The 13195-nt window shown below is 59.5% G+C and carries 14 protein-coding genes; 2 read left to right on the top strand and 12 right to left on the bottom strand.

The window, feature by feature from the left end; translation table 11 throughout:
• Positions 1-23 precede the first annotated feature (23 nt).
• The 6 genes from KDX37_RS08980 to dapE form a co-directional block, all read right to left on the bottom strand.
• Positions 24-713, bottom strand: a complete 690-nt coding sequence (locus KDX37_RS08980; RefSeq protein ID WP_231652319.1) for a DUF4197 domain-containing protein — start codon at positions 711-713, stop codon at positions 24-26.
• 73 nt (positions 714-786) lie between these two features.
• A complete protein-coding gene (locus tag KDX37_RS08975) occupies positions 787-1191 on the bottom strand; it encodes a YbaY family lipoprotein (RefSeq protein WP_231652318.1) in 405 nt (134 codons plus the stop codon).
• Positions 1192-1253: 62 nt separating this feature from the next.
• Positions 1254-3746: a glycerol-3-phosphate 1-O-acyltransferase PlsB gene (gene plsB / locus KDX37_RS08970; protein ID WP_231652317.1), complete on the bottom strand. Its 2493-nt coding sequence runs from the start codon at positions 3744-3746 to the stop codon at positions 1254-1256.
• Positions 3747-3996: 250 nt separating this feature from the next.
• Positions 3997-4374, bottom strand: coding sequence for a hypothetical protein (locus KDX37_RS08965; protein ID WP_231652316.1), 378 nt, complete (start codon positions 4372-4374; stop codon positions 3997-3999).
• A 19-nt stretch (positions 4375-4393) separates the two neighbouring features.
• Positions 4394-5203 (bottom strand): putative RNA methyltransferase, encoded by an 810-nt coding sequence (locus KDX37_RS08960; protein WP_231652315.1) that lies wholly within the window; start codon positions 5201-5203, stop codon positions 4394-4396.
• Positions 5203-6354 carry a succinyl-diaminopimelate desuccinylase gene (dapE, locus tag KDX37_RS08955; RefSeq protein ID WP_231652314.1) on the bottom strand — a complete coding sequence of 384 codons (1152 nt, stop codon included), beginning with the start codon at positions 6352-6354 and terminating at the stop codon, positions 5203-5205. Before dapE ends, KDX37_RS08960 begins: the two co-directional genes overlap by 1 nt.
• A 187-nt stretch (positions 6355-6541) precedes the next feature.
• Between dapE and tcdA the strand changes: the two genes are divergently transcribed.
• Complete coding sequence (gene tcdA, locus KDX37_RS08950; RefSeq protein WP_231652313.1) at positions 6542-7372, top strand: tRNA cyclic N6-threonylcarbamoyladenosine(37) synthase TcdA; 831 nt, start codon at positions 6542-6544, stop codon at positions 7370-7372.
• Here the strand turns inward: tcdA and KDX37_RS08945 are convergent.
• The 4 genes from KDX37_RS08945 to KDX37_RS08930 are packed head-to-tail and all read right to left on the bottom strand — an operon-like array spanning position 7363 to position 10459.
• Positions 7363-7770 (bottom strand): SufE family protein, encoded by a 408-nt coding sequence (locus KDX37_RS08945; protein ID WP_231652312.1) that lies wholly within the window; start codon positions 7768-7770, stop codon positions 7363-7365. The genes tcdA and KDX37_RS08945 overlap by 10 nt on opposite strands.
• On the bottom strand, positions 7767-8972 hold the full coding sequence (locus tag KDX37_RS08940; protein ID WP_231652311.1) for an aminotransferase class V-fold PLP-dependent enzyme: 1206 nt from the start codon (positions 8970-8972) through the stop codon (positions 7767-7769). Before KDX37_RS08940 ends, KDX37_RS08945 begins: the two co-directional genes overlap by 4 nt.
• A 58-nt stretch (positions 8973-9030) precedes the next feature.
• Positions 9031-10065: a 2,3,4,5-tetrahydropyridine-2,6-dicarboxylate N-succinyltransferase gene (gene dapD / locus KDX37_RS08935; RefSeq protein WP_231652310.1), complete on the bottom strand. Its 1035-nt coding sequence runs from the start codon at positions 10063-10065 to the stop codon at positions 9031-9033.
• A 46-nt stretch (positions 10066-10111) separates the two neighbouring features.
• Positions 10112-10459 carry an ArsC family reductase gene (locus KDX37_RS08930; RefSeq protein ID WP_231652309.1) on the bottom strand — a complete coding sequence of 116 codons (348 nt, stop codon included), beginning with the start codon at positions 10457-10459 and terminating at the stop codon, positions 10112-10114.
• 230 nt (positions 10460-10689) lie between these two features.
• Between KDX37_RS08930 and KDX37_RS08925 the strand changes: the two genes are divergently transcribed.
• Entirely contained in the window at positions 10690-10920 is a 231-nt protein-coding gene (locus KDX37_RS08925) for a hypothetical protein (RefSeq protein ID WP_231652308.1), read from the top strand.
• A gap of 106 nt (positions 10921-11026) precedes the next feature.
• Here the strand turns inward: KDX37_RS08925 and KDX37_RS08920 are convergent, their stop codons facing one another.
• Together KDX37_RS08920 and dapC are read right to left on the bottom strand one after the other, a co-directional pair.
• On the bottom strand, positions 11027-11854 hold the full coding sequence (locus KDX37_RS08920; RefSeq protein ID WP_231652307.1) for a matrixin family metalloprotease: 828 nt from the start codon (positions 11852-11854) through the stop codon (positions 11027-11029).
• 146 nt (positions 11855-12000) lie between these two features.
• The gene (gene dapC, locus KDX37_RS08915) at positions 12001-13194 is read right to left on the bottom strand and encodes a succinyldiaminopimelate transaminase (RefSeq protein ID WP_231652306.1); all 1194 of its coding nucleotides are present in this window, start codon (positions 13192-13194) and stop codon (positions 12001-12003) included.
• Position 13195: the final 1 nt, after the last annotated feature.

The following is a 13195-nucleotide window of genomic DNA, read 5'->3' as shown; positions in this document are numbered from 1 at the left end:
GGGCACGAACATCAGCGCAGGTTTTACAGCGCGCCGAACACTTTCTTCGCAAGGCCGGTCGCTGCAGCTGCCGGGTTGGCGCGGATGCTTTCTTCCTGCTTGGCGATCATTTCAAACAGGCCGTTGAGCGCCTGTTCGGTCACGTAGCTTTCGAGGTTTGCGCTTTTGCTGTCGAGTGCGCCCAGTGCGGCTGCCTTGCCGGCAAAGGCGTTGTACTTCTGCGCAAGGCCTACCTGATCGGTCGCTTTCTTGACGATAGGCAAAAACTTGGCCCGGATCTGTTCCCGACTGCTGCTGTTCAGGTACTGAGTCGCCGAGTCTTTGCCGCCGCTGAGGATGGCCTTGGCGTCGGTGACGCTCATTTTCTTCACGGCGTCCACCAGCAGTGCCTGTGCCTGAGGTACAGCGGCCTCGGCAGCCTGGTTCATGCTGGTTTCCAGTTGATCGACCTGAGTACCCATGCCGAGCATTTTCATCTTCTTGGCGACCTGACCCAGCTTGCCCGGCAGCTCGATACGTACTTCTTCATTCTTGCTGAAACCACCTGGCACGCCCAATTGCTTGACCGCAACTTGTGCGCCTTGGGTCAGGGCATCCTTGAGCCCGCCAGTCGCGTCCGACTGCGACAGGTCGCCCAGCGACAGGGCGAACGCGTTGGCCGACAACAGCAGGCCTGCGCACAGACCAGCAAAGGTAAACGTAGGGCGAAGCATGGCAGCATCCTTTTGAATAATTCTGGAGGGCAGCGCGCAGGAGAACTTTTGCGCTACCTGAGACAAGAGGGTATCAGGGAAGCGACCGTGCAGGGTTCAATCTGACGCGTAGCGGTTGAGGATCGGTGCCGTCCAGTTTGACGCCGTGTTGTCCGGTGCTGATGAACAGCAGTTTTCCGTCCGCTTCGATGCGGGCGCTGACCGCGTAGCGATGGCCCGGCTGTAGTTGTTCGCGGTGATATTCGAGCCGGAACGGCAGGGGGACCTGACCGTTTACGGGGCCGCTCTGGCGTGCCAGTTGCGGAGCTGTGGTATCTGCCAGTGACACGTCCTGGAGACTGACAGTCAGGATTGCGGAAGGAGGCAGCGCGATGCGTTGCACGTAGAACACTTCACCCACGACAGTGGCTTTGGGCGTGCTTATACCCGTACACGCTGCGAGCAGTAAGGTGGCAAGGAGCAGAGTGAGTCGTTTCATGGGGATCTCCGTATCGACCACCCAGGAGGTACCCCGGTGTGGTCGGCAGGAATGTAGCGTATTCAGCTGGTGGGTTCTGCTTCGGTTACATTTTCGTTCTGATGCAAAGCCACTTGCCGGATCGACAGCCTGATCTCGGCGGGCAGTACGCGTTTGGCTGCGCCCTCGGCCAGTTCGCCCAGCAACGGGTGGTAGCTCAATTTTCCAGCCGCATCCTTGCGCAATACGCCAAGGTCCAGCAGCGTCTGGATGAAATGCCGGAACAGGCTTTTGTCGAAGAACTCAGGGGCGTTCAGACCGTGCAGAATCGACAAGCGTTGCGCCATTACCGTACACAGGTCTTCCAGCTCTTGCGCACTGAGGGTGTTCTGGCCGCTGTTGAGCAGCAAGGCGATGGCCATGTAAAACCGTTGCAGGGTCTGGGCAATGGCCCGTGACAACAGGGTCAGCATTACGAACTCGCGTGAGCTTGGCTCCGAACGGGTGTAAACCTCATCCTTCACGCTCAGCAGCCCCTGTTCGACGAATGCGCCAAGCCACTGGTCAACCACAGCGTCCAGCTCGTCCAGAGACCAGCGAATGAACAGTTCCGATTGCAGGTAAGGGTAAAGCGCACGGGTGTAACGCAGAATCAACTCGCGGCTCATGCGCGACGAGCTCTGGAAGAAGCTCGCCAGCAGTGAGGGCAGTGCAAAAATGTGCAGGACGTTGTTGCGGTAATACGTCATCAACACCGCGTTCTGCTCGTTCAGGTACAAGATCCTGCCCAGTGCGTCTTTCTGTTCGGCCAGCAGATCCATGCCTTTGACGTGCTCGATCAGTGCGCGACCATCGCCTTCCGGCAACGTGGTGTGGGGCGAGTAGGGGACTGCGCGCAGCAGCGTCAGGTACAGATCAAGCACGCGCTCCATGGCCTGATCATCCAGCGCCAGCCGGTGCGTCGACAGCAAGGCAACGGCCACCAGATTCATCGGGTTGACCGCGGCGGCTTCGTTGAGACGCTGTGCGACGCGCTCGCCCAGCCGGTGGGTGGTTCCACTGAGCCAGTCAGGCTTGAACTGTGGCGCCAGTTCCTGAGCGCGCCAGTCGGGTTGCTCGCCATCCAGAAATTCGGCGAGTCTGATCGGCTCGCCGAAATTCACCGACACCTGTCCGAAGCGCTGTTTCAATGCACCAATGACCTTGAAAATATCGAAAATGGACTCTTTCTTCTTGGTCGCACCGCGCAGCTCGCCCAGATAGGTACGGCCTTCGAGCACGCGCTCATAACCGATGTAAACCGGGATGAAGACGATCGGCATTCGCGAATTGCGCAGAAAGCTGCGCAGAGTGATGGCCAGCATTCCGGTCTTGGGCTGCAGCATGCGGCCGGTACGCGAGCGACCGCCTTCGACGAAATATTCGACCGGGAAGCCCTTGGTAAACAGGGTGTGCAGGTATTCGTTGAACACCGCCGTGTAGAGCGGATTGCCTTTGAATGTGCGACGCATGAAAAACGCGCCGCCACGTCTCAACAGGCTGCCAATGACCGGCATGTTGAGGTTGATGCCCGCTGCAATGTGCGGTGGCGTCAGCCCGTTGCGAAACAGCAGATAGGACAGCAGCAGGTAGTCGATGTGGCTGCGGTGGCAGGGGACGTATATCACCTCGTGCCCCGGCGCGACCTCTTGTACGCCCTCGATGTGGCTGACTTTGATACCGTCGTAGATCTTGTTCCAGAACCAGCTCAGTACCACTTCCAGGAAGCGGATGGCCGAATAGGTGTAGTCCGAGGCAATCTCGTTGCCGTAATGCAGCGCACGCTTGCGGGCCTTGTCGAGTGGGATCTTTTCGCGCTCGGCTTCTTCCTCGATAGCCTGCTTGACCAGCGGCTCGTCCAGCAGACCTTTGACCAGATTGCGCCGGTGCGACACATCAGGCCCGATGACCGCGCTTTTCAGGTTGCGAAAATGCACCCGCAGCAGGCGCTGGGTCATGCGCAGGGTCAGTTCGTAACCCTTGTTTTCGTCAACCAGCTCGCGCACGTGGATGGGCGCCGAAAACTGCACCCGGGTCTTGCGGCCCAGAATCAGAATGCTCACCAAACGACGCAAGCGTCCGGTGACCGCCCAACTGTCGGCAAACAGCAGCTTCCAGGCACTGGATTCACGATCCGGTGATTGTCCCCAGAAAACGCTGACAGGAATGATCTGCGCGTCTTCGGTCGGGTTCTGGCTGACCGCCGCTACCAGGCGCTCAAGCGTTGGCGGCGCGCCACGTTTGTCCTGCCGGCCCAGCCAGTCAGGCCCGGGTGTCAGGTAGAAAAATGCTGCTGGCTCCATCAGGTTGCCCACGGCGACCGACAGCACTGGTCGTGGCAGGCCGGCTTTGCGGCATTCGGTGTCGATGACGGCCAGATCGCTGATCGACGGCGACTGCAAGGCATAGAACACCGGGCGGCTGCGGTCCAGATTGAGCGTGAAAGATGATTGATTGATGGTCTCCGAGCGAACCCAGAGATACAGCAAGCGGCGCAGGGTGCCGAACACAAGACGACGGAACGGGGAGCGGGTCATACGGCTTCTGCTGAATGAAGGAGGGGCGGCTGCCCGAGATGGGCGCCAGTGTGACGTATCTCGAGACGATCAGCAAAAGGACAACGTTCGACTTCGCTGTCCACTTTACAGACAGGTTATGTGGGAGTTTGCGGGACGAAGCGTATTGCCGGTGGGCAACGGAGCAATGCGACCCGTTACCGCGCGTTCTGCCTTCATGCAATCAGTTGCTGCGGACATGTCGGGTCCGCAACAAACGTGGATCGGACGCTCAGGATGTGCGCCAGGTAATTTCTTCTTCACCGTCGGCACTGATGCGCATCCAGCGGTCGGCGGTTTCGTCGCTTTCCTCTTCGACCCAGGTACCTGGCGCGCAACGTACTTCAACGTTCAAGGCGGCGAAAGCCGCGCGAGCGCAGGCAATGTCGTCTTCCCAGGGCGTCTGGTCGCTTTCGAGATACAGGCTGTTCCATTTGCCCACTGCCTTGGGCAGCCAGGTGACGGGCACGCTGCCAGCCTTGCACTTCCAGGTCTGGCCGCGCTGGACCCAGTCGCTGCATTCGCCGAGCGCGGCACTGAGCCATTGGGAAATGGCCTTGTGGTCTACATCGTCGTCTTTCAGGTAAATCTCGATATCAGGTTGGCGCATGGGTGCCTCATTTGAATGCTTACTGCAGCACGAAATAATCGTAGCGCATGGAAACGGTGACCTTGAACGGTCCTGGTTGTTCGATGACGGCAGCCCGGCGCTCGGCACTGGCACGCCAACCGTGAGGTGTCATGGCCAGCAGATCGGCGCGCGACTGACCGTCAATCAGCTTCAGCGTATAGCGCAGAGTTTCGCTGTGTTGCAGTTGCATGCCTTCAGGCACCAGTGCCAGATGTTTGTCATCAGCATAGTCGCGCACTTCGTCATACAGCCGTTGACGCAGCTCCATCAAATGCTCGTTGGTCGGCCCGACCCGCATCAGCCCGCCACCCGGGGTCAGCAGGCGTTTGGCTTCCAGCCAGTCCAGCGGGCTGAACACGCTAGCCAGGAACTGACAGCTGGCGTCCGGCAGCGGCACGCGGGCCATGCTGGCGACCATCCACGTCAGCTTTGGGTCACGACGGCAGGCCCGCTTGACGGCCTCGCGGGAGATGTCCAGTGCATAGCCATCCGACGTTGGCAGCGCTTGGGCGATCTGCGCAGTGTAATAACCCTCGCCACAGCCGATGTCCAGCCAGTGCGCGGGTGCGCGCTCGGCAGCCAGTTCGGCCAGCCGCTGGGCGACGGGCGCGTAATGGCCTGCGTTCAGAAAGTCTCGTCGGGCCTCGACCATGGCCTGGTTGTCACCGGGGTCGCGACTGTTCTTGTGCTGAACGGGCAGCAGGTTCAGGTAACCCTGACGTGCACGGTCGAAACGGTGGTTCGCCGGGCAGACCACACCGTTTTCAGCCGCGCTGAGCGGTGCTGAGCAGATCGGACAGGTCAGCATCAGGCGAGCAACTTGACCAGGGTCTGGTAGTAGATCTCGGTCAGGACATCCAGATCGCTGGCCAGAATACGTTCGTTGACCTGATGGATCGTTGCATTGACCGGGCCAAGCTCTACCACTTGGGTGCCCAGGGTCGCGATAAAGCGACCGTCCGAGGTTCCGCCGCTGGTCGAGGCCAGCGTGTCACGTCCGGTGATCTGCTTGATGCTGGCCGAAACCGCGTCCAGCAAGGCACCCGGTTCAGTGAGAAACGGTAGGCCTGAGAGCGCCCATTCGACGTGCCAGTCCAGCTCGTGCTTGTCCAGAATGGCCGCGACGCGCTGCTGCAAGCCTTCAACCGTCGACTCGGTAGAGAACCGGAAGTTGAACACCGCAACCAGATCGCCTGGAATGACGTTGGTGGCACCGGTGCCGGAATTGAGGTTGGAGATCTGAAAGCTGGTCGGCGGGAAGAAATCGTTACCGTGATCCCAGTGCTCTGCGGCGAGCTCGGCCAGCGCTGGCGCCGCGAGGTGGATCGGATTTTTCGCCAGATGCGGATAGGCCACGTGGCCTTGTTTGCCGCGTACGGTCAGTGTTGCACCCAGCGAGCCACGACGACCATTCTTGACCACGTCACCCACCAGCGTGGTGCTCGAAGGCTCGCCGACGATGCACCAGTCAAGACGTTCGTTGCGCGCCGCAAGACGCTCGACGACCGCTTTGGTGCCATGGTGCGCCGGGCCTTCTTCATCGCTGGTGATGAGGAAAGCCACCGAGCCTCTGTGGTTCGGGTGATCGCCGACAAAGCGCTCGGCTGCGACCAGCATTGCCGCCAGACTGCCTTTCATGTCAGCCGCACCGCGTCCGCATAGCATGCCCTGCTCGTCGATCAACGCATCGAACGGGTCGTTTTGCCAGGCGTGCAGCGGGCCGGTCGGCACCACATCGGTGTGACCGGCGAAGCACAGCACAGGGCCTTCGGTGGTGCCATGGGTGGCCCAGAAATTGTCCACGTCTTCGATACGCATCGGCTCCAGCTTGAAACCGGCATCGCCCAGGCGCTTCATCATCACGGCCTGGCAATCGGCATCGACTGGCGTGACAGAAGGTCGACGAATCAGATCGCAGGCGAGTTGGAGGGTAGGCGAAAGGCCAGCTGGGGCAGTCATGTACAGAACTCCGGTAGCAAGACGTTGGGCGCGAAAAGGCCGCTATCTTAAAGCAAAACGCTGACGTTAACGTCTGGATATGACGATCAACGGCCTGATGAGCGGTTTCTGACGGGGCGTCGGCACGGATTGATGCCTCGACGCGCAACTCACCCTATAATGCGCGCCGGTTTTTGGGGTATTGATCATGAGTGCAGAAGATCCACGTTTCGCCGGTATCGCCCGTTTGTACGGCATCGAGGGCCTGGCCCGTCTGCGCGCAGCGCATGTGGCGGTGGTCGGGATCGGCGGCGTGGGTTCCTGGGCGGCAGAGGCCATGGCGCGCAGCGGTGTGGGCGAGATTTCGCTGTTTGACATGGACGACGTCTGCGTCAGCAACAGCAACCGCCAGTTGCACGCGTTGGACATTACCGTCGGGCGGCCTAAGGTCGAGGTAATGGCCGAGCGTATCAGGGCGATCAACCCGGACTGCGTCGTGCATGCGGTGGCGGATTTCGTGACTCGCGACACCATGGCCGAGTGCATCACCCCGGAGCTTGATTTCGTCATCGACTGCATCGACAGCGTGAATGCCAAGGCTGCGCTTATCTCCTGGTGCAAGCGGCGCAAGATTCAGATGGTGACCACGGGGGGCGCGGGCGGTCAGATTGACCCGACGCTGATCCAGATCTCTGACCTGAACCGCACCTTCAACGACCCGCTGGCTTCCAAAGTGCGCTCGACCCTGCGCCGCGATTACGGTTTTTCACGAACGCCCAACCGCCACTACAGCGTGCCGTGTGTGTTTTCCAGCGAGCAGCTTCGCTATCCCAAGCCGGACGGCAGCATTTGTCTGGAAAAGAAGTTTGTCGGTGAAGGCGTCAAGCTGGACTGCGCCGGTGGCTTTGGTGCAGTGATGATGGTAACTGCCACCTTCGGCATGGTGGCGGCCACCCGTGCTGTGGACAAGCTGGTCGCGGGTACACGGCGGCCTTCGGAGCGGATCAAGCCGCCGGTTGCGACAGCCGATCAGGCCTGAGTCAGTTGACGCATTTTTTGCAGCACGGCGTTGAGACCATTGCTGCGCGAGGATGAAAGCTGGCGGCCCAGCCCCAACTGGTTAAACCACTCGGGCAGATCGATGCCCTGTAGTGCCTCGGCTGACAGGCCATTGACGCGAGCCAGCAGCAGCGCGACCAGTCCACGTATCAATCGCGCATCGCTGCTGGCGCGAAACTGCCACACGCCATCGCTGATCTCTCCGGTGAGCCAGACCTTGCTTTCGCAGCCGTGCACCAGATGCTCGTCCGACTTCTCGGACTCGCTGAAAGCCGGAAGCTGATCGCCCCATTGCATCAACAGACGTGCGCGCTGTTCCCAGCCTTTCAGTTCGCCGAATGCATCCAGCGCAATCTTCGCGGGTTCAGGCAAGCTCATCCGAGCAGCTCCAGTGATTGATCCAGCGCCGCGAAGAAGTTGATCAGGTCGTCTGAATCGTTGTACAGCGCCAGGGAAGCCCTGATCGCGCCGGGCAAGCCGAGACTCTTGAGTAACGGCATTGCGCAGTGATGACCCGCGCGCACTGCAATTCCCTGCTCGGTCAACAGGTGCGCCAGATCAGCGTTGTGCACGCCTTCAACAACGAAACTGACCAATGCCACGTCCGGTGATCCCAGCACTTGTATACCGTCACGCTGTTGCAGGCCTTCGAGCAATCGACGGTGCAACGCATGTTCATGTTCTGCGACGGCGTGCTGATCAAGACTGTCCAGGTAATCCAGAGTAGCCCCCAGGCCGATCACGCTGGCGATGGGTGGTGTGCCTGCTTCGAACCCCAGTGGTGCGGGACGAAACTTGGCGTGCTGGTAGTCGGCGGTCAGGACCATCTCGCCGCCGTACTGCCAGTGAGTCAGGCATGGCAGTGCATCATTGCGGCCATACAACACGCCAAGGCCTTCAGGGCCGTACAGCTTGTGACTGGAGAACACGTAGAAATCGCAGCCCAGTGCCTGCACGTCGTGGCGACCATGGACCACACCTTGCGAGCCGTCGACAACAGTCATCGCGCCCTGCGCCTTGGCCAGTGCCAGCAGGCGTTGCAGCGGTTGCCAGGTGCCAAGCACATTGGACAACTGACTGACCGCCAGCAAGCGCGTGCGGGGATTTATCAGTGTAGTAGCGGCTTCAATATCAATCACACCCTGGGCGTCGATCGGCAACACGACCAGTTTCAAATTGCGACGTTGCGCCAGCTGTTGCCATGGCAGCAGATTGGCATGGTGTTCCAACGCGCTGATGACGATTTCATCACCCGCAGTACACTCGTGCTCCAGCCCATAAGCCAGCAGGTTGAGGGCTGATGTCGCGCCGTGGGTGAAAATGATCTGTCCGCTGTCACCGGCGTTCAGCCAGTGGGCAGCCTTGAGGCGGCTGTCTTCGAACGCCTGCGTGGCATGGGCGCCGGGCAAATGCTGGGCGCGGTGCACGTTGGCGGCACCATTGGTGTAGTAATGAGAAAGGGCATCAACCAGTGCCTGAGGCTTTTGCGTGGTTGCGGCATTGTCCAGATAGGTCTGGCCTTGCCGTTGCAGGGCTGCGATGGCAGGAAAGTCAGCGCGCCATGGAGAGAAGAGGGGCATTGTTCATCCAGACTGTTGAGCGGGTCCGAAGTTATAGGCCTCGAACCCGCATACAGCATCAGTTATGAGCGTGCAGTGCTTCGTTCAGCTCGACGGCGGACTTGTGGGTCTTGCATTCCACCGCGCCGGTCTGGGAGTTACGACGGAACAGCAGGTCAGACTGGCCTGCCAGTTCGCGTGCCTTGACCACCTTGACGAGTTGGTCGTTGCTGTCCAGCAGAGCGACCTTGGTGCCTGCTGTGACGTAAAGACCGGACTCTACGGTATTGCGGTCGCCCAACGGAATGCCGATACCGGCATTGGCGCCTATCAGGCAGCCTTCGCCAACCTTGATTATGATGTTGCCGCCACCAGACAGCGTACCCATGGTGGAGCAACCGCCGCCCAGATCCGAGCCCTTGCCGACGAATACGCCAGCCGATACTCGACCTTCGATCATGCCTGGGCCTTCGGTGCCACCGTTGAAGTTGACGAAACCTTCATGCATGACGGTGGTGCCTTCACCGACGTAGGCGCCCAGGCGCACGCGCGCACTGTCAGCGATCCGTACGCCGCTCGGTACCACGTAGTCGGTCATTTTCGGGAATTTGTCGACCGAGAAGACTTCCAGCAGCTCGCCTTTCAGACGGGCTTCCAGCTGACGCTCATTAAGCTCGGCGAGGTCGACTGCACCCTGGCTGGTCCAGGCAACGTTTGGCAACAGCGGGAAAATGCCAGCCAGATTCAGACCGTGCGGCTTGACCAGGCGATGCGACAGCAGGTGCAGCTTGAGGTAGGCCTCAGGGGTCGACGTCAGGGTCGCATCTTCGGCGAGCAGTGTTGCAACCAATGGCTTCTGGCTTTCTGCCAGACGGGTCAGCAGTGCGGCTTGAGTAGCATCGACAGCCTTGACTGCTTCAGCCAGCTTGTAAGCCTGATCGACGTTGAAGGTGATGGCCTGGTTGCCGTTGGTGTAACCCAGAACCGGCGCGATGGCGGCGACCAGTTCTGCCGACGGGTTGATCAGTGGCTGGGCATAAAACACTTCCAGCCAGGCGCCTTGACGGTTTTGAGTGCCAACGCCGAAGGCCAGGCTGAACAGGGTAGTGGACATGTAAATACCTCTTAACTTTTCAAGGGGCTATCAGTGGCGCTATGGCTTACTGAAAAGCCGCTGCGTACAGGTCTGGTTTGAAGCCAATCAGGGTTTTATCCCCCAGATCAAGAACGGGGCGCTTGATCATGGAGGGCTGTGCAAGCATCAGTTCAATGGCTTTCGCCTGATCGAGATCGGCCTTTTGTCCGTCGTCGAGCTTGCGGAACGTAGTACCGGCCCGGTTCAGCACCACTTGCCAGCCGTGCTCGTCGCACCACTGCGTCAAATGCTCCCGGTCGATACCCGCAGCCTTGTAGTCATGAAACTCGTAGCTCACGGTATGTTCGTCGAGCCAGGTACGAGCTTTTTTCATAGTGTCACAGGCTTTGATGCCGAATAAGGTGCAAGTCATTGTTTTACATGGGGTGACAGGTATTGCCCGGTACTCCCCAACGCCTCCCCCGGAAATTTAGCCGGTGATTATGCCACGTCAATGCCTTCTGCGCTTCGGCTGTACGGGTTCTTCTGATGATGGTTAACATGACTAATCATTCATGAAGAACATTTCACCCTGATGATCTTGAGCGCCAGCCCGGGTCGGGCAATGATTGCGGTTCTCCAAACGATGACCTTGGGTGCGTTATGTCTGAACAAGAGAAGAAGCGTCAGGATGCGCTTGTCCGGCAGCGTTATTACAGGGAACGTCAACGCGCAGAGGGTTTCAAGCAAAACACAATCTGGATACATGGCGAGGCGGAAGCTGAGGGGCGCATGGCTGCGCGAGAGGGTAAACCGCTCATGCCGATGCGCTCACACGATCCTGTGAGCTGGGCTGTAGGCTGGATAGCCGAAACTCTGAGGGCCAAAATGTAAGCATGTCTGATCAAGTGCGCGCCCTGTCGTTACCGCCAGGAGAACACGGCGCGCCCTGCGCCCGGGGCAGGTGTCGATACTTTTCGCGGGCGAATGCCTTGGATGTCTAGGGTGTCGTGAATTTTGAGTTCTGGCGGTCCGGATAGATTGATCCCATGAACGCGATGTCTTTGGCGCTGAGCGTCTTGCCCGTGTTGATCACCTCAAAATCACCCAGCGTCAGCCCGTCGGGAATGTCGAAGTGCATGATCGAGTCCCGATCGTAGGCCGAGTACCTGAAGTCTGCCGCTTCATACTGATCCAGAAAGTTTCGCGCGATGAGCTGCTCGTCATAGCCCGCCGACGTCAACAGTGCCCGCAGTACCGGCTCGTTCCACGGGATCCTTGCATCAGGGTGCTGATGTTCATGCACGGCGCCCAGAGCGTGGCCAAACTCGTGCAGAACAATGCGCTCAAGCTCGCCCTTGGGACGCAGGCCTGTCTCGTAAAGCTCGTGGAAGTTGAATTCCATCGTGGGCTTTTCCTGCGGTATCAGCAGCGCGTCGGTACCCAGTTCACTCCAGTTCAGCGTGGTGTTGAAGCCGATGCGGATATCGCTATGCCCGCTGGTGACAAACTCGAACTTCAGGTTGATGTGCGGCAACCATTTACAGGCTGCATCGATCACCGGCTGGATGAGCGGCGCAGGTGGATTTTTCATAAAGCGTATTTTCAGCGTTCGTCCGCGTGCCCAGTATTTATTGAAGGCGACCAGGATGCGGGGTTCGCGGTTATTGTCGTCGGTGGTATAGGACGTCTCCGATTCATATGTCGGAGTGATGGCGGCATTGGCCGGGTTTTCGTGAATGGCTGTTTCGTAAGATGCCTGGTAGTCCTGTGCATCCTTCATTGAGCACAGCATCGGCAGAGGTGGCAAGTTAGGGGGTGTCGACATGTTGATAACCTTCGTATGAGTAAATTGCCGGATCGGGTCCAGGCAAATGAAGCACGAAGATAAAGAGGTGAGCGGGCGACCAGGTGTTAAGTAGTTATTGCGTTCGCGCAGTCCCGCCGCACCTTGCGCGCGGCGGGATACAGGGCTCAGCGGCTGACGAAAGCGCGAATTCGCTCGGCAGCTTCGATGCATTCCGCCAGTGGCGCGACAAGTGCCAGGCGAACCCTGCCCGCGCCAGGGTTCACACCATCGACCTCGCGTGACAGGTACGAGCCCGGCACAACGGTGACGTGCTGATCAACGAACAGGTCGCGACAGAAGGCAGCATCATCGGTGCCTACGTTCGGCCAAAGGTAAAACCCGCCATCCGGGCGCTGCACATCAAGCACTGGAGCGAGGATGTCGAGCACGGCGTCGAACTTCTCCCGGTACAGGTCACGGTTGGCGAGTACATGGGCTTCATCGTTCCAGGCTGCAATGCTCGCCAACTGGGTTTGAACCGGCATGGCGCAGCCGTGGTAGGTACGGTACAGCAGGAACGCTTTGAGGATATCGGCGTCGCCCGCCACAAAACCCGAGCGCAGGCCTGGCAGGTTGGAACGCTTGGACAGGCTGTGGAACACCACGCAGCGTTTGAAATCCTTGCGGCCCAGCTCGACGCAGGCGCTCAGCAAGCCTGGCGGCGGCGTGCTCTCGTCGAAGTACAGCTCGCTGTAGCATTCGTCGGCAGCAATCACGAAGTCGTACTCATCGGCCAGTGCGATGAGTTTTTTCAGGGTTTCTACAGGAATCAATGCGCCGGTCGGATTGCCGGGCGAGCACAGGAACAGTATCTGGCAGCGTTTCCAGATATCCGGCGTGACCGCATCGAAGTCCGGGTTGAAACCGTTGTCGCTCAAGCAGGGCAGGTAGTGCGGTTGTGCGCCAGCCAGAAAGGCCGCACCTTCATAGATCTGATAGAACGGGTTTGGGCTGATTACCAGGCCGTCATCGCTGCGATTGACCACAGTCTGCGTGAACGCAAACAGAGCTTCTCGGGTACCGTTGACGGGCAGCACATTGCGCGCCGGATCAATCCAGCCTTCGGGTACGCCGAATCGACGATTGCACCAGCCGGTAATTGCTTCACGCAATGCCGGAATGCCCAGCGTGGTCGGGTACACCGCCATCTGATCCAGGTTGTCGGCCAGCGCTTTGGCCACAAACTCCGGTGAGCGATGCTTGGGCTCGCCAATCGACAGCGCAACCGGACGCTTTTCCGGGTTGGGCGTCACGCTGCCCAGCAAGGCGCGCAGCTTCTCGAACGGGTAGGGTTGAAGCAGTTGCATGGCGCTATTCATG

Origin of the sequence: Pseudomonas californiensis (genome assembly GCF_021147775.1) — a bacterium.
GTDB lineage: Bacteria > Pseudomonadota > Gammaproteobacteria > Pseudomonadales > Pseudomonadaceae > Aquipseudomonas > Aquipseudomonas californiensis.
This window is presented reverse-complemented; position numbering and strand designations above follow the sequence as displayed.